The sequence below is a fragment of the Thalassospira sp. ER-Se-21-Dark genome (assembly GCF_017922435.1).
In the GTDB taxonomy this organism is placed as follows: Bacteria; Pseudomonadota; Alphaproteobacteria; order Rhodospirillales; family Thalassospiraceae; genus Thalassospira.
The window spans coordinates 1,097,829-1,124,153 of record NZ_VDEZ01000001.1; the positions used below are offsets into that span (position 1 = coordinate 1,097,829).

Annotated in this window: 23 protein-coding genes; 16 read left to right on the forward strand and 7 right to left on the reverse strand. The window is 55.4% G+C overall.

Features of this window, described 5'->3' with window-relative positions; translation table 11 throughout:
• The first annotated feature begins 157 nt into the window (after window positions 1-157).
• Entirely contained in the window at window positions 158-1,090 is a 933-nt protein-coding gene (gene gcvA, locus FHI25_RS04980) for a transcriptional regulator GcvA (protein WP_210515628.1), read from the forward strand.
• Window positions 1,091-1,122: 32 nt separating this feature from the next.
• On the opposite strand, the gene FHI25_RS04985 is transcribed toward gcvA, so the two are convergent.
• Together FHI25_RS04985 and FHI25_RS04990 are read right to left on the reverse strand one after the other, a co-directional pair.
• Entirely contained in the window at window positions 1,123-2,379 is a 1,257-nt protein-coding gene (locus FHI25_RS04985; RefSeq protein ID WP_210515630.1) for an MFS transporter, read from the reverse strand.
• 75 nt (window positions 2,380-2,454) lie between these two features.
• Window positions 2,455-3,087 (reverse strand): LysE family translocator, encoded by a 633-nt coding sequence (locus FHI25_RS04990; protein WP_210515632.1) that lies wholly within the window; start codon window positions 3,085-3,087, stop codon window positions 2,455-2,457.
• A 159-nt stretch (window positions 3,088-3,246) separates the two neighbouring features.
• Here FHI25_RS04990 and iadA point away from each other — a divergent pair, with 159 nt between their 5' ends.
• The 14 genes from iadA (at window position 3,247) to FHI25_RS05060 (ending at window position 18,018) form a co-directional block, all read left to right on the forward strand.
• Window positions 3,247-4,416: a beta-aspartyl-peptidase gene (gene iadA / locus FHI25_RS04995; RefSeq protein WP_210515634.1), complete on the forward strand. Its 1,170-nt coding sequence runs from the start codon at window positions 3,247-3,249 to the stop codon at window positions 4,414-4,416.
• Window positions 4,417-4,618: 202 nt separating this feature from the next.
• Window positions 4,619-4,852 carry a hypothetical protein gene (locus FHI25_RS05000; RefSeq protein ID WP_008888617.1) on the forward strand — a complete coding sequence of 78 codons (234 nt, stop codon included), beginning with the start codon at window positions 4,619-4,621 and terminating at the stop codon, window positions 4,850-4,852.
• Entirely contained in the window at window positions 4,849-5,436 is a 588-nt protein-coding gene (locus FHI25_RS05005; RefSeq protein ID WP_210515636.1) for an RT0821/Lpp0805 family surface protein, read from the forward strand. The genes FHI25_RS05000 and FHI25_RS05005 overlap by 4 nt, the downstream gene beginning before the upstream one ends.
• A 235-nt stretch (window positions 5,437-5,671) precedes the next feature.
• Window positions 5,672-5,968 (forward strand): SCP2 sterol-binding domain-containing protein, encoded by a 297-nt coding sequence (locus tag FHI25_RS05010; protein ID WP_064787820.1) that lies wholly within the window; start codon window positions 5,672-5,674, stop codon window positions 5,966-5,968.
• Between the two features lie 33 nt (window positions 5,969-6,001).
• A complete protein-coding gene (locus FHI25_RS05015; protein ID WP_210515639.1) occupies window positions 6,002-6,670 on the forward strand; it encodes a DUF6134 family protein in 669 nt (222 codons plus the stop codon).
• 54 nt (window positions 6,671-6,724) lie between these two features.
• Window positions 6,725-8,035: an outer membrane protein transport protein gene (locus tag FHI25_RS05020; RefSeq protein WP_210515641.1), complete on the forward strand. Its 1,311-nt coding sequence runs from the start codon at window positions 6,725-6,727 to the stop codon at window positions 8,033-8,035.
• 96 nt (window positions 8,036-8,131) lie between these two features.
• Window positions 8,132-9,823 carry a long-chain fatty acid--CoA ligase gene (locus FHI25_RS05025; protein ID WP_210515643.1) on the forward strand — a complete coding sequence of 564 codons (1,692 nt, stop codon included), beginning with the start codon at window positions 8,132-8,134 and terminating at the stop codon, window positions 9,821-9,823.
• 104 nt (window positions 9,824-9,927) lie between these two features.
• Complete coding sequence (locus FHI25_RS05030) at window positions 9,928-10,332, forward strand: MerR family DNA-binding transcriptional regulator (RefSeq protein ID WP_063086508.1); 405 nt, start codon at window positions 9,928-9,930, stop codon at window positions 10,330-10,332.
• 45 nt (window positions 10,333-10,377) lie between these two features.
• Window positions 10,378-11,514 carry a thiolase family protein gene (locus FHI25_RS05035; RefSeq protein ID WP_210515645.1) on the forward strand — a complete coding sequence of 379 codons (1,137 nt, stop codon included), beginning with the start codon at window positions 10,378-10,380 and terminating at the stop codon, window positions 11,512-11,514.
• Window positions 11,514-13,838, forward strand: coding sequence for a 3-hydroxyacyl-CoA dehydrogenase/enoyl-CoA hydratase family protein (locus FHI25_RS05040; RefSeq protein ID WP_210515647.1), 2,325 nt, complete (start codon window positions 11,514-11,516; stop codon window positions 13,836-13,838). Before FHI25_RS05035 ends, FHI25_RS05040 begins: the two co-directional genes overlap by 1 nt.
• Before the next feature lie 22 nt (window positions 13,839-13,860).
• Window positions 13,861-15,645 (forward strand): acyl-CoA dehydrogenase C-terminal domain-containing protein, encoded by a 1,785-nt coding sequence (locus FHI25_RS05045; RefSeq protein ID WP_210515649.1) that lies wholly within the window; start codon window positions 13,861-13,863, stop codon window positions 15,643-15,645.
• A 55-nt stretch (window positions 15,646-15,700) separates the two neighbouring features.
• Window positions 15,701-16,231: an acyl-CoA thioesterase gene (locus tag FHI25_RS05050; protein ID WP_210515651.1), complete on the forward strand. Its 531-nt coding sequence runs from the start codon at window positions 15,701-15,703 to the stop codon at window positions 16,229-16,231.
• Between the two features lie 64 nt (window positions 16,232-16,295).
• Window positions 16,296-17,102, forward strand: coding sequence for an enoyl-CoA hydratase-related protein (locus tag FHI25_RS05055; protein WP_210515653.1), 807 nt, complete (start codon window positions 16,296-16,298; stop codon window positions 17,100-17,102).
• 22 nt (window positions 17,103-17,124) lie between these two features.
• On the forward strand, window positions 17,125-18,018 hold the full coding sequence (locus FHI25_RS05060; protein ID WP_197146242.1) for an NAD(P)-dependent oxidoreductase: 894 nt from the start codon (window positions 17,125-17,127) through the stop codon (window positions 18,016-18,018).
• A 253-nt stretch (window positions 18,019-18,271) separates the two neighbouring features.
• On the opposite strand, the gene FHI25_RS05065 is transcribed toward FHI25_RS05060, so the two are convergent.
• The 4 genes from FHI25_RS05065 to FHI25_RS05080 all read right to left on the reverse strand — a co-directional run bounded on the left by FHI25_RS05065 (window position 18,272) and on the right by FHI25_RS05080 (window position 23,940).
• The gene (locus tag FHI25_RS05065) at window positions 18,272-18,751 is read right to left on the reverse strand and encodes a hypothetical protein (RefSeq protein ID WP_210515656.1); all 480 of its coding nucleotides are present in this window, start codon (window positions 18,749-18,751) and stop codon (window positions 18,272-18,274) included.
• A 137-nt stretch (window positions 18,752-18,888) separates the two neighbouring features.
• Window positions 18,889-21,006 (reverse strand): glucans biosynthesis glucosyltransferase MdoH, encoded by a 2,118-nt coding sequence (gene mdoH / locus FHI25_RS05070; RefSeq protein WP_210515658.1) that lies wholly within the window; start codon window positions 21,004-21,006, stop codon window positions 18,889-18,891.
• A 55-nt stretch (window positions 21,007-21,061) separates the two neighbouring features.
• A complete protein-coding gene (locus FHI25_RS05075) occupies window positions 21,062-22,810 on the reverse strand; it encodes a glucan biosynthesis protein (RefSeq protein WP_210515667.1) in 1,749 nt (582 codons plus the stop codon).
• Window positions 22,811-23,046: 236 nt separating this feature from the next.
• Complete coding sequence (locus FHI25_RS05080; protein ID WP_210515669.1) at window positions 23,047-23,940, reverse strand: AraC family transcriptional regulator; 894 nt, start codon at window positions 23,938-23,940, stop codon at window positions 23,047-23,049.
• A 119-nt stretch (window positions 23,941-24,059) separates the two neighbouring features.
• On the opposite strand from FHI25_RS05080, the gene FHI25_RS05085 reads away from it, so the two are divergent.
• Window positions 24,060-24,599 carry a YHS domain-containing (seleno)protein gene (locus FHI25_RS05085; RefSeq protein WP_210515671.1) on the forward strand — a complete coding sequence of 180 codons (540 nt, stop codon included), beginning with the start codon at window positions 24,060-24,062 and terminating at the stop codon, window positions 24,597-24,599.
• Window positions 24,600-24,716: 117 nt separating this feature from the next.
• Here FHI25_RS05085 and FHI25_RS05090 read toward each other — a convergent pair whose 3' ends face one another.
• Entirely contained in the window at window positions 24,717-26,315 is a 1,599-nt protein-coding gene (locus tag FHI25_RS05090) for a gamma-glutamyltransferase family protein (RefSeq protein ID WP_210515673.1), read from the reverse strand.
• Window positions 26,316-26,325: the final 10 nt, after the last annotated feature.

Sequence of the window (26,325 nt, forward strand, 5' to 3'; positions counted from 1 at the left end):
GTAACAGCATTCCAGCGCAGATGGCTTTCAGCCCAAACGCCTCTTGGGGTGGCGCGAGGGGGCTTTGAACCGTTTAAAACCGTACGCCTTGGCTGCACAGCAAACAAACGATATATTCGCACCATATCATTCCGTTTTGTTATGAACTGGTTTTGCCATGCGTCGCGTCCTGCCATCCCTTACCGCCCTGCAATTCTTTGAAAGTTCGGCCCGCCATCTGTCTTTCACCCGCGCGGCAGAGGAACTGAATGTCACGCAAAGCGCAATCAGCCGTCAGATCCGTGCGCTTGAGGAATATCTCGGGCGGGATCTTTTTCGCCGCGTGAAGAAACGCCTGAAACTGACCGCAGCCGGCGAAGCCTATGCCGCACAGGTCCGTGACCTTCTCGATCGAGCAGAGGCCGCCACCTTGCAGGTCATGGCCTATTCCGATGCAGGCGGGATGCTCAATGTCGGGACGCTCCCGACCTTTGGGGCGCGCTGGCTTGTGCCGCGCCTTGGTGATTTCAAGGCAACCTGGCCGGACATTCAACTCAATCTCATTACCCAGACGCGGGAGTTCAATTTCGACCGCGAGGGTATCGATATCGCCATTCATTTTGGTGAAGACAACCTGCCGGGCTGCGTGACGCACCGTTTGATGGGCGAAACCCTGATTGCAGTCTGTGCGCCCAAGCTGCTTAAGGAAAATGACGATCTGCCGATTGCACGCGAACGGGTGCGCAACTGTACTTTGTTGCAGCATTCCACTCGCCCGCGTGCCTGGCAGGACTGGCTGGCGGCCACCGGCGTTGCCGTGGTCGATGAACTGGCTGGTCCCCGGTTTGAGCATTTCCACATGGTCATTCAGGCCGCTGTGGCGGGACTTGGGCTGGCACTGCTGCCGGAATTTCTGGTGCGTGAAGAACTTGAAAGCGGGCGCCTGGTCGCACCGTTTGATGTCTCCATCCCCAACCAGCACGCCTATTACGTGGTTTATCCCAAGGAAAAGGAAAACAATTTTGCGGTCCGCGCATTTCGCGACTGGCTGATTGCAACATGCCGCACCGAACAGGATGATCGCGCCATCCCGTCGGGCACCGCTGCCTGATCCTTACCAAATTGAGTTAAGCGGCTGGTGATCTAGTCCGCGCCAATCTTTGCGGACGATCCTGCACGCATCGCTGCACAAAGTTGCACCGCCACAACAACAAACAGGAAGTAGAGTGCCACTTGCCAGTCGCCCAGAAGGTCATGCAAGGCCCCAAACAAAACCGGCCCGATGGCCGCAAACAGATAGCCCACTGATTGCGCCATGCCCGACAGTCGGGCAGACGTTTGCGGATCGGCCCCGCGCATGCCGACAAGGGTCAGGGCAATACTGATCATGCTGCCTTGTCCAAGGCCCATACAAACCGCCCAAACATAAGGCAACTCGGTAGTGGCAAAGACAAAGCCCGGAATGGCGATGATCAACGGAATATGAAGAACCAGCATCGCCAGTTTCTTGTTGGCAATCCTCGAATAAATCAGGGGCGCGCCAAAGGCAGCGGGAATGCCAAATACGTTAAACAGGGTCAGAAGGGTCGCGGCTTCGGCCTCGGAAATGCCGTGATCAATGAACACTTTGGCGACCCAGGCGGTGCCGGTATAGAACATCAGCGACTGACAGCCAAAGAACAGCGCCAGCCACCAGGCTTCGACATTTTTCCAAAGCGAAATACGCGTAACCGGTGCCGGGGCCGCGCCAACATGGCGATAGCGCAACATCGGCAGCCAGCAGACAAAGGCAATGGCGGCAAACACCGCCCAAACGCCGAGCGACCAGCGCCAATCGCCGTCCGCCGCATTTCGGATCGGGATCGAAACAAATGCCGCGATCGTCGCACCACTGGACATGGTGAAGGTGTAAAGGGCAGTCACCAGTGCGACATGGGTCGGAAAACTGCGTCGTACCAGTGATGGGGTCAATACGTTCAGAACCGCAATGGCAGCACCCAAAATGATGGTCCCGACCACCATGATATCATACGCCCCGCTGGCGCGAAGCCCCTGCCCGATGGCGATAAACAGCAACATGGTCAGAAGGGTCGCTTCGAGACCGAATTTCTGCCCCAGACGCGGCGCAAACATCGAAAGCACGCCAAAGCTCAGCACCGGCAGCGTTGTCAGCAATCCTAGCTGAGTGCCTGAAAGCGACAGATCAGTACCAATGATTTCCGCCAGCGGCCCCAGGCCGACAATACTCCCCCGCATGTTCGCCGCCAAAAGCAGGATTGCCAGCAAAAACCCGATATGCGCCCCCAAATGATGGAAGCCACGCCCGGCATTCGATGCGGCATTCTTTCCCGGCGTTGGCGTCTCGGAAGAATTGGTGTGTGGGGCCGTCTTGTCAGTCATCTGGATGATCCATGTTGTGTCGCGATGGTGGCGCGGACAGAAATTCATTTCAGCATAAATTCAAAAAGCGGGCTTTCAGGCCGCAACAACACCCCACAATACCCGGAGCGCAACCAGCACAAACAGGATGGCAATGATCCGCTCAATCCAGGCAGCGTGATCGCGCAACCAGGGCAACACCGCCCCGTGCGACAACCCAACGGCGACAAGGCAATACCACGCCCCGTCGATTACAGCGGCGGTAAACGCCAGAAGGAACTTGCCGCCCCATTCAAACTCCGGCGAGACAAATTGGCTGAAAAGGGCCAGAAAAAACAGGGCGATCTTGGGATTGAGAAACGCAATCATGAACCCGTCGCGGGCGGCCTGCAGGATCGATCCTGATACCTTGCCAGCACTATCCACATCAAACTTCGCACCCGCCTTGGCACCGCGCCACGCCTTGATCGCAAGCCAGATTAGATAAAGCGCACCAAGGATACTGACTGCATTGTGAAAGACCGGCACTGTCTGAAACAGGATGCCAAGTCCGGTCATGGTGATCACAGCATAAAAGCCGATACCCAGTGCATGCGCCAAGGCGCAGGCAAATCCGGCCTGACGGGAATGACCAACAGAATAGCGCAATACAACGGCCAGACTTGGACCCGGTGTCATTGCGCCCAGAACACAGATGGTTGCAACCGACAACCAGGCGGCGAAGCTCATAACGTTTCCTTTGGGTGACGCAGGTTTATTCCCGCTTGGTTTTATCGAAAGCTATCTGCTTGCCAGAACCGTTTCAACGGAAATGAACTGTCGCTATGATGCGCATCCGCGCCAACCTGCCACCTGAACACAGCATTTCGTAAAATACGGTTTTAAAACATGTTTCTGTTGCTCAAGAATGCCAACGTCTTCGCCCCGACGCCGCTTGGCATCCATGATATCCTGATTTGTGACGAGAAAATTGTCGCCATTGCCCCGGATCTGGTGGTTTCTGTTCCGGCCGAAATCAAGACCATCGACCTTGGCGGCAAGATGACTGTACCAGGCTTTATCGACGGACATGTCCATCTGATCGGGGGCGGTGGCGAAGGCGGATTTGCGACGCGCACGCCCGAAGTTGCGGTTGGCAAACTGATCGAGGCTGGCATCACATCCGTTTGTGGATTGTTGGGCACAGATGCCGCAACCCGCCACATCGCATCGCTGTATGCCAAGACCAAGGCGCTTCGAACCGAAGGTATCTCTGCCTGGTTCTTCACAGGTGGTTATCGCGTACCGTCGCCAACACTGACCGGTAATATCGGTGATGATGTGACGTTTCTGGATGCCTGTATCGGTTTGAAAACAGCGATTTCAGATCACCGCAGCAGCCAAAGCACGGTTGAGGAGCTGGCCCGCATCGCATCCCAATCGCGCATTGGCGGTATGATATCGGGCAAGGCCGGATCGGTTGTGGTTCATCTGGGCGATGGTGACGGGCACTTTGATCCCCTGATTGCTGTGATTGAGCAGACCGAAATCCCGATCGGCCAGTTCATCCCGACCCATGTCAACCGCAAGCGCGCCTTGCTTGATGCGGCCAAACTCTGGGCAAAGCGTGGCGGCAATATCGATTTCACCACCGGGATTGATGCCGAAGCCGATCCCAAGGGGGCCACCAAAACATCGACCAGCATTGCCGAATGCCTGGCCGATGGCGTTGCGCTGGATCGCATTTCAATGACATCGGATGGCAACGGGTCACTTCCGGATTTTGATTCCGATGGCAATATGATCGGGCTTTTGGTGGCAGGCTTTGAAACCGTACCGCGCGAGTTTGCCGATCTGATCGAAGTCGAAAAGCTTGATATCCCGACCGCCTTGGCCCCGATTACGATCAATCCGGCACGCATGCTGGGCCTTGCGGCACACAAAGGGCAGCTCAAGGTCGATTATGATGCAGATATCCTGGTTTTCGATGATGCTTTGACCCCCGATAGCGTCATTTCACGCGGAAAACCGGCCATGATTGGCAAGGAACGGCTGCTCCGCGGTACTTTTGAGGATTAATTTGGTCTTTTAACCGGATTACGTCAGGTAAAAAGGCACCGAAAACCAATAATTTGCGGACTTTGTGCCTTTTTGTCGTCATATCTGCCCCAAATAGCCCCCAATACGGCCAAACCTCGTGCCTATTTCCTCGGCAAGCTTTGCGATCAGACACAGGTCCATGAATGACCTGTGCCCAAAAACCTTGGAAAGGACACGAGAGATGCGACAGACAGCCATGATTTTGGCCGTTGCAAGCGCATTGGGGCTTTCGGCTTGTAGCGGATTGAATGACCGAGACCAGAAAATGCTGAGTGGCGGCGCGATTGGTGCCGGTGTGGGTGCTGTTGGCACCGTGATCACCGGTGGCTGTGTTACCTGTGGCGCGGTAATTGGCGGCGCGGTGGGTACCGGTGCGGGCTATATCATGCACGAGAATGAGAAGGCCCGGAAATGATGAAACGGATCATTCTTCTGGTCGCTGCATTCGGCCTAACCCTGCCATTCGCGGCACCTGCGCCCGTTAAGGCCGACCCGCCGTCATGGGCACCTGCCCATGGCTATCGTGCCAAGCAGCATAAAGGGTACAAACGCAATTATAGCCGCCACGGTAACGAGCTTTTTGTCTCCGACGGTGGTTTCCTGCGCTGTAACCGTGATGTGGTTGGTGCCATCATTGGTGGTGGCACAGGCGCGGTTCTCGGTTCAACTATCGGCAAGGGAAGCGGCCGGGATGCGGCCATGATTGGTGGTGCCATTCTTGGCATGCTCAGTGGCTACTCGATTGGTCAGAGCCTTGATCAGGGTGATCTGGCTTGTACCGGCTATGCCTTGCAACGTGCCCCTGATGGGCAGGCCGTCCGGTGGCAAAATCCCGATTCGCAACACAGCTATAATGTTGTGCCGCGCAACAGTTGGCAGAACGCCGACGGACGCTATTGCCGCGAATATAGCGCAACAGCCCGTATTGGTGGAGAACTGCGGAAAACATACGGCACGGCATGCCGCCAGGCTGATGGATCCTGGCAGATCGTGTCCTGAGACCCGAACGCGCACCAAGCATATTTCAATCTGGGGCCATGCCCCGCAAAAAGCCCGGCAGTGCCGGGCTTTTTCTGTACGTTGTCTGATAAGCAGCGCATCCTAAATTATTTCAATTCAATGTCTTATAGGTGGCTATACTCTCGCAACCGTTATTTGTTTTACGTTAACGTCACTTTGGGTTACAGTCCTGTCATAATCAAAACAAAATACCTGCTGACTGAGGGAGGCGTTCGTGGATGACATCCTCGAAACCGTAAAAGAAAAACTGCCGCAACTGCGCGGTCTCAATGCTGTCGTCGCCTTCGATTGTGGCGATGATGGACATATCGTGATTGATGCCACCGGCGACGAGCCGGAAATCAGTGATGATGATCCGTCCGATGCCGATTGCATTCTCAAGATCAAGAAAGCCAACCTCGAAAAGCTGATCGCCGGAAAGCTTGACCCGATGCTTGCCTTTACCATGGGCAAACTGAAGATCAAGGGCTCCATGGGTGTGGCAGCAAAGCTGTCATCAATGCTCGACTAGCTTTGTCGGTATGGTCTGTTTGACGAGGGAAACATGCGCAGTCGCATCGCAAAAGGCAGCATATCGGCCCTGATTGCCGGCTTTATGATTCAATATGCCACCGCGTCGCTGGCATCCGGATCGGAAACGCTCAATTTCCGCGTCCTCAAGGACGGGGAGCTGATCGGTTATGAAACCGTCGAAATTGCGCCAACAGCGAACGGTCAAACCGTGACGGTCAAAACGCTGACCGATGTGCGGGTTTTGTTTTTGAAGTTTCATTACGACCATCAGCGCACCGAACAATGGCAGGACGGAAAGCTGATATCGGTCGAAACCACCACCAATGATGACGGCACACACTACACTTGGCAGGCCAGCTATGACGAAGATTGTTATGCGCTGGCGGGCAAAGGTGTCGGGAAACGTGATGCCTGTGATGCGGCCTGGCCGCTGACCCTGTGGCACGAGGATGTCACGGGTAAAACCGATCTCTTTAGCGTCATCAATGCTGAACCCTACACTGTGCACACTCAAAGGGTTGGCGAAGAAAACGTCATGGTCGAAAGCCGGGAAACACCGGCAGTCCATTACGAAATGTCTGGCGATGTCGAACGGCACCTCTGGTACGGCACCGACGGAAAACTGCTCAAAACGAGTTTTAAAAGGAAGGGTTACGACATCGATTTTATCAGGGTCGATGCGATAAACCCTCAGCAATAAAAGCGGGCGTTTTAAATCAAAGATTTGAAACGTTTAAAGATTAGGGAGAAACAGATGTCCTACTTCAAGAAGAGCTGCCTTTGGGGTGCAGCTTCAGGTACTGCACTTCTATGCGCACTCGCCACTGCTGGCACCGCGCAAGCGTCCGGTTTTCAGGTTCGTGAAACCAGCGGCACCCTGCAAGGTTCAAGCTTTGCCGGGATGACCACACTGTCAACCGATGCGTCCACCATGTCCTATAACCCGGGCACGGTTGGACAGTACAAGGAAACCAGTTATAGCGCAGGTATTACGGTCATTCGCCCGGTGGCGAAAGCAACAAACATTGTCGCCACTGACGGCAACTTGACCGCAATCGCGCAAACCGGTGGTAACTATAAGGACATGGCACAGGATGCTGTGGTTCCAAACGCCCATGCCGTCTGGAAGCTTAACGATAACATCAACTTTGGTGTTTCGATTACCGCACCTTGGGGCTTGGTAACGGATAATGACTCGGATTTTGCAGGCCGGTTCTTTGGCACGACCTCAAAAATCAAGACCATCAATATCAAACCTGTCGTTGCGTATCGCTTTGATAATGGCCTGAGCATTGGTGCTGGCCCTCAGATTCAGCAGTTTGAAGCATCTCTTAGCAAGGCAGTTCCTAGAATCGGTCTCCCGAAAGCAGAAGGAAACTCGACTGTTGAGGGCGATGATATTAGCTACGGCTGGACCGCTGGCCTTAACTGGGAAATAACCGAGGATACCCGCTTTGGTCTGGCCTATAACTCCGAGGTCAAGCATACGCTTGAAGGTGACATCAAGTTCGACCAAGCAGCAAAGAACCTTGCCACTCCCTATATTGACAGAAAAACAACTGCCAAAATCACCACACCGGAAGCCATTGCTTTTGGGGCTTCTCACGATTTGACCGAGAAGCTAACCGTCATGGGTGATCTGCAATGGACGAACTGGAATTCCGTAAAAGATTTGGTCTTCGTATATGACGGTGCCATCAACAACTCACTTACTGGTAGCACCAGCAGCACAGAAAATTACCACTGGGGCTCTTCATGGTTCGGAGCACTCGGCGCACGCTACCAGTATGATGAAAACTGGTCATTTACCGGTGGTGTTGCCTATGACGAAACCCCGATCAAGACGCGGAACCGCAACGTCCGCCTGCCGGATTCCAACCGTTACTGGGTTTCGCTTGGTGCAACATACAAGGCCTCGGACTGGGCTGATGTGACGCTGGGATACACGCATATTTTCGCAGATGAGGCACGCGTTGATCATGGAACCACCAACCTCGGCAACTTTACAGCCGACTACGAAGCCAAAGTCGACATCATCGCGTTGCAGGCGAAATTCAAGTTCTGATTTGCTATACTGTCCGGTGCGGGGTGCTATGTCGCGCCGCATCGGGCTCCCTTTTTTTGCCCGCAAAGTGACGTTAACGTAATGGAGTTAACGCAAGTGAACAAAGTAAACGTCCAAGAATCCCCGATCCTGCGCGATGGCGTTGATATCAGCTCGCCGGTAAGAACCTGCCCGGTTCATGAGATTTTCGATAAAGCGGCGGCACGGTTCCCGTTGCGCCCGTGTCTGGATTTCCTCGGTCGGGTCTATGATTACAAGACCATTTCCGAGCAAATCGACCGTGCTGCCGAAGGCTTTAAACAGCTTGGCGTGCGCAAGGGTGACAAGGTCGGGTTGTGCCTGCCCAACACGCCCTATTACGTGGTTTGTTATTACGCGATCCTGAAATGTGGCGGTGTGGTCGTGAATTTCAATCCACTCTATGCCAAGCGCGAGATCGCCTATCAGATCGAAGATTCAGGCTGTCGCCTGATGGTGACGCTGAACCTCAAACAGATCTATCCCAAGGTGGCAGCATGCCTTGATGAAACCTGCCTCAAGCGGATCGTCGTCTGCGAAATGAGCGGCATCTTGCCGCCAGTTAAAAGTGTTCTGTTTTCGCTGTTCAAGCGTAGCGAACTGGCCCACGTACCGACGGATCTGCGTCATATCCCCTATTCACGGGTCATCGGATGCAACCTGATTGATCGCGTGGTGGATATCGATGTGAACGATCTGGCGGTTCTGCAATATACCGGTGGCACAACCGGGCGCCCGAAGGGTGCGATGCTGACCCATGCCAATCTGAGTGCGAACGTTGATCAGCTAACCCGCTGGATGCCGGACGCCAAACCGGGCCACGAAGTGACCCTGTGCGTTTTGCCATTCTTCCATGTTTTTGCGATGACCGTGGCGCTCAACACATCAGTCAATCTCGGGGCGGAAATGGTGTTGCAGCCCCGATTTGAGTTGGGTTCCCTGATCAAGGCGCTGGACAAGAAAAAGGCCACCATCTTCCCGGGTGTTCCGACGATCTATACGGCGATCAACAATTCGCCGGAAACACTCAAATACGATCTGTCACACATCCGTTGCTGCATTTCGGGCGGTGCGCCGTTGCCGGTCGAAGTCAAACACCGGTTCGAGGAAATTACCGGCTCCAAGGTGGTTGAAGGATATGGCCTGTCAGAAGCCAGCCCGGTCTGTACTTGCAACCCGCTTAAGGGTGAGAACAAGGAAGGCTCGATCGGGCGACCGTTGCCCGGAACCGAGATCGAAATCCGGTCTCTGGATCAGCCGGATACGGTCGTAGCGCTTGGCGAAAAGGGCGAGGTCTGTATTCGTGGCCCGCAAGTCATGCCTTGCTACTGGCAAAACGAAACGGCCACCAACGAGACCTTTGTGGGTGGTTGGTTGCGGACCGGTGATGTCGGTTATCAGGATGAGGATGGCTACACCTTCCTGGTTGATCGTCTTAAGGATGTCATCCTGTGCAGCGGCTACAACGTTTATCCGCGTGCCATCGAAGAGGCTCTTTATCTGCATGACAAGGTCGCCGAAGTCACCTGCATCGGGATCCCCGATCAATATCGTGGTCAGGCTCCAAAGGCGTTTGTTCGCCTGAAAGACGGTGTCACCGATGTGACCGCCGAAGATCTGCGGGCATTTCTGGATGACAAGATTTCAAGAATCGAAATGCCGCGCGAAATCGAAATTCGTGAAGAACTTCCCAAAACCATGGTCGGCAAACTGTCGAAAAAGGAATTGGTCGAGGAAGAACGACAAAAGAGGGAAGGAAATACGGTTTAGTTGCAATGCGTTGGCGTCACCATATACACACTGAAAAAACTTAAGTGACGTTAACGTAAACTAATTGACGTATACTGAAAAATAGATACCATAAGGGGCGAACAATGACAAAAATTGACGAACGGTTTTATACCGTTCCCGAACTGGCCGACGATCTTGGCATCACGCCGCGCACCATCCGGTTTTACGAGCAAAAGGGGCTTTTGAACCCGCAGCGCGCCGGCACCACCCGGGTCTATACCCGACAGGATCGCGCCAAACTGCTCCTCATTTTGCGGGGCAAGCGACTGGGCTTCAGCTTAAGAGAGATCGCGGACTACCTTGATCTTTACGGCGCAGACCCAACCCAGGCAGAGCAAATCAAAATGCTTCTGGAACGCGTTCGGGAACGGATTACTGACCTGGAAGAACAGCGTCAGGCACTGGACGTCACTTTGGATGAACTGCGTGATATCGAACAGCAATCGGTTGATGCACTTAAAGAAAAGGGACTCGATCCGGTATCGTAACAAGTTTCCCGGATCAGAGGACAGCTCAGGAAGGAAGACATAGCCATGACCAACGCCGTAATTGCCGGATATGTCCGGTCGCCCTTTACCCCGGCCCGCAAAGGGGCCCTTGCAAAGGTCCGCGCTGACGACCTTGCGGCACAGGTCGTCAAAGGTCTGGTCGAAAAGACCGGCATTGATCCCAACGCGATCGAGGACCTGATCCTTGGTTGTGCCTTCCCTGAAGGCGAACAAGGCTTGAACGTTGCCCGCCTGATCACCTTTATCGCCGGTCTGCCACGTTCCGTTGGTGGCGTGACGGTCAACCGTTTCTGCGGATCGTCCATGCAGTCGATCCATCAGGCCGCTGGTGCAATTGCGATCGGTGCCGGTGATGTCTTTATCTGTGCCGGTGTCGAAAGCATGACCCGGGTTCCGATGATGGGCTTTAATCCCCTACCCAATCCGGAACTTTATAAAGCCATGCCCGAGGCCTATATGGGCATGGGCGATACGGCCGAAAATGTTGCTGCCAAATACAGCCTGACCCGTGCCGATCAGGAAGCTTTTGCAGTTGAAAGTCACAAACGTGCCGCCGCAGCGCAGGCTGTTGGCAAATTCACGGATGAAATCATCCCGATCCAGACCAAGGATGGTGTTGTTTCCGAAGATGGCTGCATCCGCGCAGAAACAACCGCCGAAGGCTTGGCTGACCTCAAACCTGCCTTCAAGGCAGACGGTGTTGTTACTGCTGGCACCTCTTCCCCGCTGACCGATGGTGCGTCGGCTGTTCTGGTCTGTTCCGAAGACTATGCCGCCAAAAACGGCCTGACACCGATTGCACGTATAAAGTCGGTTGCAGTTGATGGCTGTCTTCCGGAAATCATGGGCATTGGCCCGATTGGCGCATCGAAAAAGGCGCTTTCGCGAGCCGGCCTGACCTCGGCCGATATTGATGTCACCGAACTTAACGAGGCGTTTTCGTCCCAGGCCATGGCAAGCATTTCCGAACTGGGTCTGGATGGTGCCAAGGTAAATATCGATGGTGGTGCGTTGGCGATTGGTCACCCGCTGGGTGCGACCGGTGCGCGTATCGTTGGCAAGGCCGCAAGCATCCTCAAACGTGATGGCGGCAAATATGCTTTGGCGTCGCAATGCATTGGCGGAGGTCAGGGGATCGCGACCATTCTGGAGGCGATGTAATGACCACCATTAAACAGGTCGCCGTTATCGGCGCCGGTGTTATGGGGGCTGCGATCGCGGCCCACATCGCCAACTCCGGGACACCCGTCCTGTTGCTTGATATCGTGCCCGAAGGGGCCAAAAACCGTAATTCGGTTGCCGAGGGTGCGGTTGCCAAAATGCTGAAAACCGATCCGGCCCCGTTCATGTCCAAACGGGTCGCCAAGCTGATCACATGTGGCAATATCGAAGATGACCTTGATAAAATCGCCAAATGTGACTGGGTGATCGAAGCCGTCATTGAACGCCTTGATATCAAGCAGGATCTGTATCGCAAGATTGATGCGGTCCGTGCCAAGGGATCGGTGGTGTCATCAAACACATCGACCATTCCGCTCGCCACCCTGATTGACGGGATGGATGAAAGCTTCGCACAGGACTTCATCATTACCCACTTCTTCAACCCGCCGCGCTATATGCGCCTGCTGGAGCTGGTTGGATCGGGTGTCACCCGCGATGGTGTGATTGATGCGGTTGCCGATTTTGCTGATCGCAAACTGGGCAAAACCTGTGTCACCTGTCATGACGAACCGGGCTTTATCGCCAATCGGCTGGGTGTCTACTGGATTCAGGCCGCCATGGTTGAGGCCATGGACCGCAAACTGACGGTCGAAGAAGCCGACAGCGTCATCGGCCGTCCGTTCGGTATTCCCAAAACCGGCGTCTTTGGCCTGATGGATCTGGTTGGTCTTGATCTGATGCCCCATGTGCAATCAAGCATGGCTGGACTCCTTGATAAATCCGATCCGTTCCACGCGATTTACCGCGAAAGCGATCTGGTCAGCAAACTGATTGCCGATGGCTATACCGGCCGCAAGGGCAAGGGTGGTTTTTACCGCCTGAACCGTGACGGTGGTGAAAAGGTCAAGGAATCGGTGGATCTGCAAACTGGTAAGTTTGCCAAATCCGAAAAGGCCCGTTTGGGCAGTGTCCGCGCTGCTGGCAAAGACCCGCGCAAGATGATGGAAGCATCTGACAAGGGTGGCCAGTATGGCCGCGCTGTCATGGGCAAGACGCTGGCCTATGCGGCCTTGATTGCCGAGGCCGCTGCGAATTCCATCGTCGATGTCGATGATGCGATGAAGCTTGGGTATGCATGGAAAACCGGGCCGTTTGAACTGATTGATGCCATTGGCGTCGATGCCCTGATTTCGATGCTCCAAGAAGACGGTGTTGAAGTTCCGGCATTGCTGAAAAAGGCCGCAGGCAAGTCGTTCTACAAGGTCGAAGACGGTGATCTTTATTACCTCGGCTTTGATGGCAACTATGCCAAGGTCACCCGCCCGGAAGGCGTCATCCTTCTGGAAGACATCAAACGTAAATCTGAACGGGTTGCCGGTAACCGGGCTGCATCGCTTTGGGATATCGGTGATGGCGTTGCCTGCCTTGAATTCCATACCAAGATGAATGCGCTTGATGCCGATGTGCTTGGCGCGATCAAGACATCCATCCGGACTGTCAAAAAGCAGTTCAAGGCGATGGTGATCTATAACGAAGCAAGCAACTTCTCAGCCGGGGCAAACCTCGGTCTGGCGCTGTTTGCCGCCAATATCGCCGCCTGGCCAGAGATCGAAAACTTCGTTGAAACCGGTCAGGAGACCTACAAGGCGCTTAAATACTCGCCCTTCCCGGTCGTGGGTGCCCCAAGTGGCCTTGCCCTTGGCGGTGGTTGTGAAGTTCTGCTGCATTGTGATGCGGTTCAGGCGCACGGGGAAACCTATATCGGGCTTGTTGAGCCCGGTGTGGGTCTGATCCCGGCCTGGGGCGGATGTAAGGAAATGATCCGTCGCTGGGCGGAAAATCCGAAGTTTGTCAAAGGCCCGATGGCTCCGAGTGCCAAGGCGTTTGAGATCATCTCGGTCGCGACCGTCGCCAAATCGGCGATGGAGGCCAAGGAAAACCTGTTCTTCCGTGAAACTGACGGCATCACCATGAACCGCAACCGTTTGCTGGCCGATGCCAAGGAACGCGCGTTATCCATGGTTGATGGTTACGAATCCCCCGAAGAATTCACCTATCGCCTGCCGGGTGAAAGTGCACGGGTTGCCTTTGAAATGGCGGTCGATGGCTTCCACCGTTTGGGCAAGGCCACCGATTACGACCGTGTGGTCGCCGGTGAATTGGCAAAGGTTCTCGCCGGTGGCGATACAGACGTGACCGAGGAACTTTCCGAAGACGATATTCTTGAACTGGAACGCGAAGGATTCATGCGTCTGGTCCGCAATGAAGGCACCATGGCCCGGGTTGAGCATATGCTGCTGACCGGCAAGCCGCTGCGAAACTGACCGGTCCGGGAGGAAAAGTAAAATGGCTGAATATAAAGCACCCCTGCGCGACATGCGCTTCGTCCTGACCGAGCTGTTTGATTTCAACGATATCAATCAGATGCCCGGTTGCGAGGATTTTACCCCTGATGTGGTTGATGCGGTTCTCGAAGAAGCTGCCAAAGTCTGCGAAGAAGTCCTGTTCCCGATCAACCGGTCGGGCGATGAGGAAGGCTGCAGCTGGAATGACGGCATCGTCACAACCCCCAAAGGTTTCAAGGAAGCCTACCAGACCTTTGCCGAAGGTGGCTGGACCGGGATTGCCTGTGACCCGAAATATGGCGGTCAGGGCGCGCCGAAATCCATCAATGCCCTGGTTGAGGAAATGATTTGTTCGACCAACCTGTCCTTTGGCATGTATCCGGGTCTGTCCTTTGGCGCCTATGCCGCCCTTCACAGCCACGCATCGGACGCACTCAAGGACAAATTCCTGCCCAAGATGGTCGATGGCACCTGGTCAGGGACCATGTGCCTTACCGAACCGCATTGCGGTACCGATCTTGGCATCATCAAGACCAAGGCCGAACCCCTTGATGACGGGTCCTATGCGATTTCCGGTACCAAGATCTTTATCTCGGCCGGGGAACATGACCTGACGGAAAATATCATCCATCTGGTTCTGGCCAAGCTGCCTGACGCCCCAAGCGGCACCAAGGGCATTTCGCTTTTCCTTGTGCCAAAATTCATGGTGGGTGATGACGGATCACTTGGCGATCGCAACGCGGTCAAATGCGGTTCCATCGAACACAAGATGGGCATCAAGGCATCTTCGACCTGTGTCATGAACTTTGATGGCGCGGTTGGTTATCTGGTCGGTGAACCCCATCAGGGCATGCCCGCCATGTTCACCATGATGAACCAGGAACGCCTTTCGGTTGGCATTCAGGGTCTTGGCCTTGGCGAAGCCGCCTATCAGGGTGCGCGTGCCTATGCCAAGGACCGCCTGCAGGGCCGCGCCCTGACCGGTGCAAAATCCCCCAACCAACCTGCCGATTCCATCATCGTGCATCCCGATGTGCGGCGCATGTTGCTGACGGCAAAGGCAACCAATGAAGGCTGCCGGGCGATGGGTATGTGGGTGGCACGCGCACTTGATACTGCCAAACACCACGAAGATCCGGTCAAACGCGAAGAGGCTGACGAATTCGTTCAGCTGATGACCCCGATCGTCAAGGCGCTGTTCACCGACTGGGGCTTTGATAACACCAACCTTGGTGTTCAGGTCTTTGGCGGGCACGGCTATATCCGCGAATGGGGTATGGAACAATATGTCCGTGATGCCCGTATTGCCCAGATTTACGAAGGTACCAACGGCATTCAGGCGCTTGACCTTGTTGGCCGTAAAATGCCGACCAAGGCGGGGCGGTATCTGCGTCGTTTCTTCCATCCCGTGCAGGAATATATCGAAGCCAATGTCTCGAACGGCGACCTTGGTGAATATGTCCAGCCGCTTGCCAAGGCCTTCATGCGCCTGCAACAGGCCACCGGCGAACTGGCCCAGCGCGGGATGAAAAACCCCGATGAAGCCGGTGCTGCCGCCACCGAATTCCTGCGTCTGTTTGGTCTGGTTGCCGTCGGCTTCATGTGGGCCCGCATGGCGGAAATCGCACTCGCCAAACAGGGTGATGACGAAGACGGTTTCTATAAGGGCAAGCTGATCACGGCCAAGTTCTATATGGAACGTGTTCTTCCACAATCAGGTGCCCTGTTCAGCCAGATCATGTCGGGGTCTTCGACCATGATGGCGCTTGACGAGGAGCTGTTCTGATCATGGCTACGGGCCGCATGCACAAAGACCTGTCATCCGGATACGGAGCATTGTCGTGAACCTGATTTTCCGACTGATCCGTGTGGTGATCCTGTCCTTGTTGCGGCCCCGCCTGCACCCGCTTGATCCATCGACCCTGCATTTCCGGGCATGGCCGCTGGATCTTGATATTAACGTGCACATGACAAATTCGCGCTATTTCGCGCTGATGGATCTGGGTCGAACCGAACTGATCATGCGCAATGGCATTGCCAAGCAGATGCTGAAACGCAAATGGCAGCCGGTGGTGTCCGGATCGACCATGCGGTTCAAACGCGCGATCAAACCGTTTCAGAAATTCGCACTCGAAACGCAGGCTTTGTATTGGGATGAAAAGGGCTTCTATCTCGAGCAACGCTTTGTCGCCAAAGGCAAGACGCTGGCCCTTGGCGTCGTAAAGGCGGTTTTCGTTGGCCCGGATGGCATTGTTGCGCCCGAGGTTATCTGTCGGATGGTCGGTGCCGATGAAACGTCGCCATCCATGCCCGACTGGCTTTCTGGGTGGCCCGATATGGAAACCGCAATCGAAGCGCGACTGGCGATTTAACACACACCAACAACCGGAAAACCGGGACAATTGCGGTAAAAAACACCGCGCAGGAGGAAACACCATGGCATCCGATGACGCCGTATTGCTCAACATCACCGATGCGGTCGCAACGATTACGCTGAACCGCCCGGATCGCATGAACGCCCTTGATCAGGCGATGGTCAGTGGGTTGTCCGCCGCCATGGACAAGATCGAAGCCAACCTTCCCGATATCGGAGCCATCATCATCGAAGGATCGGGCGGCACTTTCATGGCCGGTGGCGATGTGAAGTTTTTCCATCAGGTATCAAAAAGCCCGGTCGAAGACGCCCGCTCCTCAATCGAAGCATTGATTGATCGGGTTCACCAAATTGTTTTGCGCATCAACGCCCTGCCCCGCCCGGTGATCGCCAAACTTGAAGGCGCGGTTGCCGGATTTGGTGTCAGCCTGATGAATGCCTGCGACCTTGCCATTGCGGCTGAGGAAACCGTTTTCACCCTGGCTTATATCCATATCGGCACCTCGCCCGATGGCGGTGCAACCCATTCGCTGACCCGGTTGGTCGGCATGAAAAAGGCCAAGGAAATCGCCCTGCTTGGCGATCGGTTCGGGGCCGATGAAGCCCATGATTGCGGCCTGATCAACAAGGTCGTCCCGGCAGATCTGCTGGCATCAACCACCGCGAAATACGCAACTCGTTTGTCCGCCGGACCGCGCGATGCGATTGCCCGCACAAAGACGTTGCTGAATGCCGCCCCCGAGGCCGATCTGCAAACACAGCTGAAGGCCGAGGCCAAATCATTCGCTGATTGCGCCACGAGTGCCGATTTCCGCGAGGGCGTTACTGCTTTCGTCGAAAAACGCACGCCGCGTTTTGGCAAATCATAAAAAGAATTCAGGGAAGAATTTGATGACGAGTCTTAAAGGCAAAACACTGTTCATCACCGGCGCATCGCGCGGCATCGGCAAGGAAATTGCCCTGCGTGCGGCGCGCGATGGGGCCAATGTCGCGATCATTGCCAAAACTGATGAACCACACCCCAAACTGCCCGGCACCATCCATAGTGCCGCTGCCGAGATCGAGGAAGTTGGTGGCAAGGCACTGGCCCTTAAGACCGATATTCGCGATGAAGACCAAATTGCCGAGGCTGTCGCAAAGACCGTCAAAACCTTTGGCGGGATCGATATCCTGATCAACAATGCCAGCGCGATCAATCTGACCCCGACCCTGCAAACACCGATGAAGCGGTTTGATCTGATGCATCAGGTCAATACGCGTGCGAGCTTTGCCTGTGCGCAGGCCTGCCTGCCGCATCTTCTGAAGTCGGACAACCCACATATCCTGACCATGTCACCACCGCCCAACCTGTCCCCACAGTGGTTTGCCAATCACACCGCCTATACGATTTCGAAATACGGCATGAGCCTGATCACGCTTGGTCTGGCAGCCGAGTTTGCCGATGAAGGAGTTGCCGTCAATTCGCTTTGGCCGGTCACGGTGATTGAAACAGCAGCGCTCAACATGATCCCCGGTCTTGAGCAGGGCCGTGCACGCACACCGCAAATTCTGGCCGATGCGGCACATGCAATCCTTACCGCCCCATCGCGCGAAATTACAGGGGGCTTCTTTACCGATGAAAGTGTGCTTGAGGCCATCGGTGTCACCGATTTCGAACAATACAACCTGACCCCGGGCAAACCGCCCTATCCGGACTTCTTCCTGGAGCTTGATCGCAACGGCAAGAACGACCCGCAGGTTGCAAAACTGCTTACGAAACTGGGCCGCTTTCACAAAGCAGCCTGACCGTCATGGCGCCGGGGAAGTGTGTGCCTCGGCGTCTCGTAGGGGCCTGATTTTACGGCTGTGGATGATCTGCACTGGAAATCGGGCTCTCTCGCCCGCTGAACTAAACCCGCCCTTTGTGGCGGGTTCTTTTTTGTGGTATGCGCACATAAAGGCACCGCCACGGGGAGAATGGCGGTGCCGCCTTCGCATTAAACGCTAGACGTTGAGGGATATGATGAAAAAGCGTGAAGCGAAGGAGTGGTTATAAGCTTCAGGAAGCGCGGCGTTCCAGTGACTGACGCGGCATTTCACAGGCAACAAGACCTGGTGTCGGCAACATCATCTGTACCGAAAGTGCCATGCCAAGGTCGCGGTGATCGCGTTTGGCATCGAGGAAATGCTCCGACCAGCTGCCGTCACGGTTGGCTGACAGAAACGCACAACGCAGCATCGAAAAACGGCTTGATCCATGGCAGTTATGTTCGCCAGTCACCTGGGCAAGCCAGCCGGCAATTGCGTCATGGGCAGCCTGATCAAGGATGTCCTGCATGCTGGCCCGATCACTGGCTGCAATGCTGTCTTCGGCAAGCGCATCGCGAAGGGCGTTGATCATGCGCTGACTGGCCTGCGGAGAGTTGACACTAAATGAACGCAACCACGCACGTGCCGTGTCTTCGATCAAACGCGTCATCGCAGCCGATTCAAACGCGGCATAGGTGAAACCCTTTGATGCAATGGTCATGTCAGTCATTCGTCTGGCCCTCCGGGCGGTGAACAATCAGCGGGACTTAACGCTTCGTTAAGAATGAATATCGCTGAAAAAAAGCGGGATAATTTGCTCGAATCTGGGCGTTTTTGTGGCGTCGAGAAACTTTTGAAAACAAACCACTAGCTTGCTGGCTTCGGACCTTCGGCCGTGATGTGATCGCGCCCTGCCATGATCTGATCAAGCGGCTTGACCGGCCAAGACAGAATCAGAAGCTTTTCATCGCGCGTCAGGCTTTCAACGCCAAGCCGGGCAAGCTTTTCATAGATGATCCCGATTTCGATCGCGGTACGCGCATCCGGCTTGCGCACCGGCAGAAGCGCGGAATGCAGTGCATTGGCGTAAGGATCTTCGATCAGGCGCAGCAGCCCGTCTTTGACATCGTCATCACCACTTTCGGCATTGATCCGCACCAACGCGCGAAGCTCTTCGGGGCTGTCATATTCTTCGGGGGTCACAAAAAGCTTCATCCGACGCGCAGCCTTTCCGATGGCAAGGCTGCTGGAATAATGGGTCAGCCATGGCGAAAGCACCAAACCGGCCAGAATGGGCGACAACCACCAGAAGAATGCCGTATCCACAAAAACAGCAATCGCGCCCCAGACCACACCAATCACGATAATGGTGCGATGGGTTTTAAGTGCGGCCTTGAACGGTACCCCGGCATCGTCACGTTCCTGCGCGTCCCAGCCCACCTGATTACCGGTCAGGACCGAGAACACGAACTGGGAATGGAGCATCATCATGATCGGGGCCTGCAAGGCCGAATACAGGGTTTCAAGCAGGCCACTGGCCAATACCATTACCCCGCCATACTGTTTGCGGTCGCGGCCAAGACACACCATCAGAATCGAGATGATCTTGGGCAGCACCAGCATGCCGATGGTAAAGATCAGCAACACCAGCATTTCAAACGACCGATCCACCGGCCATTGTGGAAACATGGTGAACTGACCTGGAAAGAAGCTATAGGTCAGCTGGGTGTTCTGAAGGGTCGCGATTGTCGAACTTAGTAACAGCAACAACCACAGCGGCGATGATACAAAGCTCATCACGCCCATAAAGAAATGCAGACGGCTGAGCGGTTTAAAGCCCGGCGCAACCATCAGGCGCGCATGTTGCATATTGCCCTGACACCAGCGCCGGTCACGGATCGCAAAATCAATCAGGTTGGGCGGCAATTCTTCCCAGCTGCCTTCAAGCTGCGGGATCAGCCAGCACCGCCAGCCTGCCTTGCGCATAAAGGCGGCTTCAACGAAATCATGACTCAGGATATGACCACCCATCGGCGGTTTGCCCGACAGAACTGGCAGGCCACAGCATTCGATAAATGACTTGGTGCGAATGATCGCATTGTGGCCCCAATAGTTCGAGCTGCCCATGCACCAGAATGACAGACCCGCCGACATGGTCGGACCATGCACGCGCGAAATGAATTGCAGGATGCGGGCAAACAGCGTCTGGCGACCGGTTGGCTGCGGCGGACTTTGAATGATCCCGGCATCCGGGTTATTTTCCATCAGATAGGCCATATTGACCATTGCCTCGCCCGACATGACGCTATCGGCGTCAAAGACGATCATGTGATCGTAATTGGCGGCATAGGTCTCGCAGAATTCCTTGAGGTTGCCGGACTTGCGTTCGGTGTTCTCTACCCGGCGGCGGAAGAAAATCTTGCCACGGGCATTCAGATCCGAGCAGGCCTTGGCCCACGCCATTTCCTCGGCAATCCAGATATCGGGATCGCGGGTATCCGACAGCACAAAGAAATGAAACGCATCAAGTTCGCCAGTCGCAGCGAGACTTTCATAGCTCGCGCGCAATCCGGCAAAGACGCGGTTGGGGTCTTCGTTATAGACCGGGATCACCACCACATTCTTGGATCGCAGGCGACCTTTGCGCGCAATCGGCTTCAGGCGTTTGAGCGTGATGGCATCAAGTTTCAACCCGCGCAAAACCAGCCCGACAATCCCGGTAAAGAAGGACAACGAAATCCAGGCAAAGTTGATGGTAAAGAACGCCACAACCACCATCTCCATGATGGTCAGCTGATCCGCACCCAGAACATCGGTCATCAACCACGCCGCATAGGCAGTCGCCGCAATCGATGCCCCAAACAGGAAAATCCGCCGCGATCCGACACCGGGCCCGCGCAGTTTGACCGTCGGATCACAAAATGCGTCCTCTGATCGCTCTGCGGGTATGGTCCCTTTTGCGGGTGTATTGGCGGCTTCTGTCATCTGGCTCTTCTGGGGTTATCTGTTTCTGGCAATTGAGGCGCTTGATCCCGCAGGATCAGAAGGCCCACGGCATGGTCCAAGTCTCGCTCAGGACCTTGTTCTGATACAACAAGAAGACCCTGAGATTGCTTGATGTCGCATCCCCGGCATTGACCAGGTCAAAGAACACACGCACGCCACCATTTTCCGGATCGGGCAGGATGCGGATGTTACGGACTTCACCCTTTGATGCGCTGATATCAGCCCGCAACTTATCGGCGTCCTTGATGAAATAATCCAGATCACCACCGGCGAAGTTCAGCACAAAGCGCGTCCCGGACCGATCTTCATCACCTTGGCTGGCCGAACGCTGGATACGGGTATCGGTGGCCTGCGCCATGCCGTGCAAACCTGTGCCATCGCGGGTTGCGGTGACACTGTATTCGACCTGCATTTCGCCGCCGGCCGTCGGCTTGGTTTCGGGCACCCAATAGGCAACGATATTGTCGTTGGTTTCCGACGGGCTCGGGATTTCGACCAGTTCGATATGGCCCTTGCCCCATTTGCCCTTCGGCATCACCCAATAACCCGGCTGCTGATCAAAGCGTTTTTCCAGATCCTGGTAGTGATCGAAGTTGCGGTCACGCTGTAAAAGGCCAAAGCCGATGGGGTTTTCATCCAGGAACGAGCTCATCTGCAGGTGCTGGGGATTATCCAGCGGACGCCACAACCATTCACCGCGTCCATTATTGATCAAAAGCCCGTCGCTTGAATGGACTTCACCGCGATAGTCATCAAAGAACCGGCGGCGCTGTTCGCCAAACAGGAACATGCCATTCAGCGGTGCTATGCCGATCTTCTCCACCCCGTCGCGGAAGAACAGGTGGGCCTTGATGTCGGCCCGGCTCCGGTTGCCGGGCGTGATATCAAACTGATAGGCACCGGTTATCCGTTCACTGTCGAGCAACGCGAACACGGTGATGGTATTTGCGCCATCCTTTGGCTCGACAATCCAGAATTCACGAAAGACCGGAATTTCCTCGCCGGTTGGACCAGCAAGATCCACCGCAAGGCCGCGCGCCATCTGGCCGATTGATTGGCCCTGACCCTGAAGGCGGAAATAGGAAGCGCCGAGAAAACGGGTCAGCTCATCATTGCTGGTGACATCAGAAAGCGGATAACGGAGGCGGAACCCGGCATAGTTCTGCGTCGAGAAATCATTCCCCGACAGGCCAGTCTTGCCGAAATCAAACAGTCCGGCCGAGTACGGAATGACCTGAACTTCGCCGTCCCGCACCAGATTGATGGTTACCGGCACGTCATACATGGTGCCCGGATGAAACAGCTCCAGACTGAAATCGGTCTCGGCCGGATTAAAGAAGGCACGCTGCGACTTGAAGCGGATCTGTGCGTAATCTTCTGCGCTCAGGGCTGAAAGTGCCTCGGGCAGTTCGCGATGCGGATTAACGAACGGCTGTTTGGCAAGATTGCGCGCAAGGTTGGTCACCATTGCCGGATCAAACATCACCGGCTTGGATACGTTTGGCTGTTTTTCGGCATCAGACACCGCATTCTCAACCGTATCTTCCGGCGATGCTGCAGTATCGGCCGTCTGTTCTGCCGGTGCATTTTGCCCAGAAGCTGGAACCGGCGCTGGAATTGGCGCAGACGCATTTTCCTCGGTACTCTGTGGGACAGGTGCCGGATCACTTTCCTGTGCATGGATGGCCGCAGGCCCGCCGATCATGATCAACGCGGACGCGGCAGCACCCAAAAGAACACGTCTGAGGGGCAGCTTGCTATGCTGCTGAAAATGTTGCGTCATGCTCTTATATGCTACCAACCGTTGGATTTTTCCGAATTTATTGGTTGCTGTTGTGCACAGAAAACAGGGCAGGAATGTGTCGTCATCAGGGTAAGAATCCGCAAAGCCACAACCGATCAGTTGCCCGAAAGGATTGCTTTAATCCCGGACATGTCATTGGCAAAGCGTCATTTTTGCATGGGCAGCAACGGAAAAACGCTGCAAAGAACCGCTTGACGGAAACGCAAAACCGTTTGTCAAACCGCTGATTGAAACGCGCTGTTTTCCGCGCTGGAATCGGCGTGCAATTCACGTGGGGAAACCTTGTGGCGCTGCTGGATGGCACGTGCCAGTGCCGTTGTGCTGCGGTAACCGACTTGCCCCGCAACCGCTTGCAGTCTTTTGCCATCACGCAACAACCCAAACGCCAGATCAAGGCGAATGGTTTGCAGGAAATCACCGGGCGATGTGCCCAGCAAATCGCGAAACCGGGCAGCAAAGCTCGCCCGCGACATGCCGGCAATTTCGGCCTGTCGTTCAATCGACCAGTTTTCGCCGGGTTTCTGATGAAGTTCACCGACCACGCGCGCAATCCGCGGATCGCGCATGGCCGCCAGAATGCCCGGACGGACAAGGTTCTTGGCCTGACAGTGACGCAACACCATCAACAACAGCAGATCAACCAGAAGATTGATTGCCGTGCGTTGCCCGGGCTGCGCGCCCAGTGATTCCGAAAACAGCTGATTGGTGATGGCCTCAAGCCCGGGGAGTTCGTCAAAGGGCAAAAAAAGATATTCCGGCAAACCCAGTTTAGCGGGGCTCAAACCAATATCGGGGAAATCGAGATTGGCACAGACCATTGCTGCGCCACCTGCGGGAGTCTCGATATCGTGGGGCACCGGACATCCGAAAAGGACCACGCCGGGGCGATCCAGTCTCGCCTTTTCGCGCCCGTCAAAAATGACCCGCATCGTGCCACTTTGCAAAACATGCAGCATGCCTTGCTGTTGCGATGGCAGATCAGCTCGACCCTGATGATGACTGCTGCCGCAATGGGTTCCGGCAAAAATCACATCACCGCGCGGGTGATTTCCGGCAAACATATCAGACAGGACATCCTTCTCAGACGAATTGCGTGCTTCCTCAGACAACAAGTCACTTCTCCGACGGTAGGCTGTTTACAGATTTCAAGACGTCCTCTTGATGAACCAGTTCCGTGATCGCCTGCCAGTAAAGACCCGGTGATCACCCCGTGAAGGAGATGAAAAAGATGACCAAACGTTCCAGTTTCATGCGTTCCGCTGCCCTCGCCGCAGTCCTGGGTATTTCCGCAGTTGGCAGCATTGTCGCCATCAGCGCACCGGCATCGGCCGCACAGGAAGTCCACATTGTTGAAGGCTACGCCCTGCAGGGTTTTGACCCGGTTGCATACTTCACCGTCGGTGCCCCGACCCCGGGCAACTCCGAATTCAAGGCCGAGCACGGCGGTGCGACCTATCGCTTTGCCAGCGCTGAAAACCGTGACCTGTTCAATGCCAACCCGGAAAAATACGCACCGCAGTATGGTGGGTTCTGTGCCTTTGGTGCGGCAATGGGTCGTAAATTCGGTGCCGATCCGCAGGCATGGCGCATCGTTGACAACAAGCTGTATCTGAACCTGAACAAGGAAATCCAGCAGCGCTGGATTGCCGATATCCCGGGCTTCATTCGCGGTGCTGACCACAACTGGGAAATCATCGAGCCGATCGAAGACGCCAAGCTGGCTGATGAGAAAATGGCCCCCAAAGGCCTGACCATCGGCGCACAATAATCCCGGGCGCGGAATGCCCTGACCCGGGTTTCTCCCTGGCTCCCTGTTGCCCGGTATGACAATGGCCGGCCCGATGAACGGGCCGGCCATTTGTTTTTTGATCTGTGAAAGCCGCGATCAGTATCCGACCGCACAACCATCCTTGCGCGGGTCCGAACCCGCAACATACCCCGCATCGGTCTTGGCAATCAGCTGCGCGCCGCCAAATCCGAAGTTGGTGCTGTCAGGTGTTTCGACCTTGATCACATGACCCTTGGCCTTGAGTGCGTCGATCACATCCGCCCCGACCGATGTTTCCACGGCAACATTCAGCCCCGAAAGTGCCTGCCAGCGTGGTGCATCGGCCGCTGTTTGCGGATCCTGCCCCCAAAGCTGGGTACGAAGCGTCATTTGCAGATGACCCTGTGCCTGCATCGGGCCGCCCATAACGCCAAAACTCATGACCGGATTGCCATCAAGGCCCATCAGGAATGCCGGGATGATTGTCTGGAACGGGCGTTTGCCGCCCTTGACCAGATTGGGATGGCCGTCTTTGAGGCTAAAGCCGTGACCACGGTTCTGCAGACTGATCGAGGTGCCCGGCACCACGACACCAGACCCAAAGCCCATATAGTTCGACTGGATGAACGACACCATCATGCCATTTTCGTCGGCCGTACTGACATAAACCGTGCCGCCATGTTTGGGCGCACCGGCCTTGAAGTCCTGCGCCTTGTTGGCATCAATCAGGGCCGCGCGCGATTTCAGATAATCATCAGACAGCAGATGCTCGACCGTGATATCGGTCATGTAATCCAGGTCGGCGACATAGGCTTGCATGTCGGCAAAGGCCAGTTTCATGGCCTCGATCTCGAGATGAAGTGCCTCGACCGAGTCCGACTCATAATCGGTAATGTTGGTATGGCGCAAAATGCCCAGCGCGATCAGGGCCGAAATCCCCTGCCCGTTTGGCGGGATTTCATGCAGCTTCACATTGCCAAAGCTTTGCGAAATCGTACCAACCCAATCGGCCTTGTGACTACCAAGGTCTTCTTCCGACAGGGCCGCACCATGTTCCTTGGCAAAGGCGGCAATCTTGCTGGCCAGTTTGCCGCGATAGAAACTCTCGCCCTTGGTTTCAGCGATATCAATAAGGCTTTCGGCCGCGGCCTTGCTGACAAACAGCTCGCCCGCCTTTGGGGCCTTTCCGCCCGGAAGGAACGCCTCGGCAAAGCCAGGCTGCTTACCCAGCAAATCGCCGCCCTTTTCCCAAAGGGTGGCGATGATTGGCGATACGGCAAAGCCGCGGGTCGCGTATTCAATCGCCGGCTCGAACAGTTTTTCAAACGGCAATTTGCCGAACTTCTCGGAAATTTCATGCCAAGACGATACCGCACCCGGTGTGGTGACCGATTCCCAGCCCCGCTGTGGCATGGTGTCAGAACCGGCAAAGCGTTCCGGGTTCCAAGCCGCAGGCGCACGGCCCGATGCATTCAGACCATGCAGTTCCTTGCCATCCCAGATGATGGCATAGGCATCCGATCCAAGACCGTTGCCGGTGGGCTCAACCACGGTAAGTGCAATCGCAGATGCAAGTGCGGCATCGGCGGCATTACCACCGGCCCACAGCATGCGCAAACCTGCCTGGGCTGCAAGCGGCTGGGATGTTGAAACCATATTGCGCGCCAGCACCGGCGACCGGCGTGAGGCATAAAGCGCGTCGTGACGAAGTTTCATGGAAGTCTCC

Excerpts from the sequence above, each read along its gene's own strand:
- gcvA (WP_210515628.1), top strand. The coding sequence starts at position 158 with ATGCGTCGCGTCCTGCCATCCCTTACCGCCCTGCAATTCTTTGAAAGT.
- FHI25_RS04985 (WP_210515630.1), bottom strand. The coding sequence starts at position 2,379 with ATGACTGACAAGACGGCCCCACACACCAATTCTTCCGAGACGCCAACG.
- FHI25_RS04990 (WP_210515632.1), bottom strand. The coding sequence starts at position 3,087 with ATGAGCTTCGCCGCCTGGTTGTCGGTTGCAACCATCTGTGTTCTGGGC.
- iadA (WP_210515634.1), top strand. The coding sequence starts at position 3,247 with ATGTTTCTGTTGCTCAAGAATGCCAACGTCTTCGCCCCGACGCCGCTT.
- FHI25_RS05000 (WP_008888617.1), top strand. The coding sequence starts at position 4,619 with ATGCGACAGACAGCCATGATTTTGGCCGTTGCAAGCGCATTGGGGCTT.
- FHI25_RS05005 (WP_210515636.1), top strand. The coding sequence starts at position 4,849 with ATGATGAAACGGATCATTCTTCTGGTCGCTGCATTCGGCCTAACCCTG.
- FHI25_RS05015 (WP_210515639.1), top strand. The coding sequence starts at position 6,002 with ATGCGCAGTCGCATCGCAAAAGGCAGCATATCGGCCCTGATTGCCGGC.
- FHI25_RS05020 (WP_210515641.1), top strand. The coding sequence starts at position 6,725 with ATGTCCTACTTCAAGAAGAGCTGCCTTTGGGGTGCAGCTTCAGGTACT.
- FHI25_RS05030 (WP_063086508.1), top strand. The coding sequence starts at position 9,928 with ATGACAAAAATTGACGAACGGTTTTATACCGTTCCCGAACTGGCCGAC.
- FHI25_RS05035 (WP_210515645.1), top strand. The coding sequence starts at position 10,378 with ATGACCAACGCCGTAATTGCCGGATATGTCCGGTCGCCCTTTACCCCG.
- FHI25_RS05040 (WP_210515647.1), top strand. The coding sequence starts at position 11,514 with ATGACCACCATTAAACAGGTCGCCGTTATCGGCGCCGGTGTTATGGGG.
- FHI25_RS05045 (WP_210515649.1), top strand. The coding sequence starts at position 13,861 with ATGGCTGAATATAAAGCACCCCTGCGCGACATGCGCTTCGTCCTGACC.
- FHI25_RS05055 (WP_210515653.1), top strand. The coding sequence starts at position 16,296 with ATGGCATCCGATGACGCCGTATTGCTCAACATCACCGATGCGGTCGCA.
- FHI25_RS05060 (WP_197146242.1), top strand. The coding sequence starts at position 17,125 with ATGACGAGTCTTAAAGGCAAAACACTGTTCATCACCGGCGCATCGCGC.
- FHI25_RS05065 (WP_210515656.1), bottom strand. The coding sequence starts at position 18,751 with ATGACTGACATGACCATTGCATCAAAGGGTTTCACCTATGCCGCGTTT.
- mdoH (WP_210515658.1), bottom strand. The coding sequence starts at position 21,006 with ATGACAGAAGCCGCCAATACACCCGCAAAAGGGACCATACCCGCAGAG.
- FHI25_RS05075 (WP_210515667.1), bottom strand. The coding sequence starts at position 22,810 with ATGACGCAACATTTTCAGCAGCATAGCAAGCTGCCCCTCAGACGTGTT.
- FHI25_RS05085 (WP_210515671.1), top strand. The coding sequence starts at position 24,060 with ATGACCAAACGTTCCAGTTTCATGCGTTCCGCTGCCCTCGCCGCAGTC.
- FHI25_RS05090 (WP_210515673.1), bottom strand. The coding sequence starts at position 26,315 with ATGAAACTTCGTCACGACGCGCTTTATGCCTCACGCCGGTCGCCGGTG.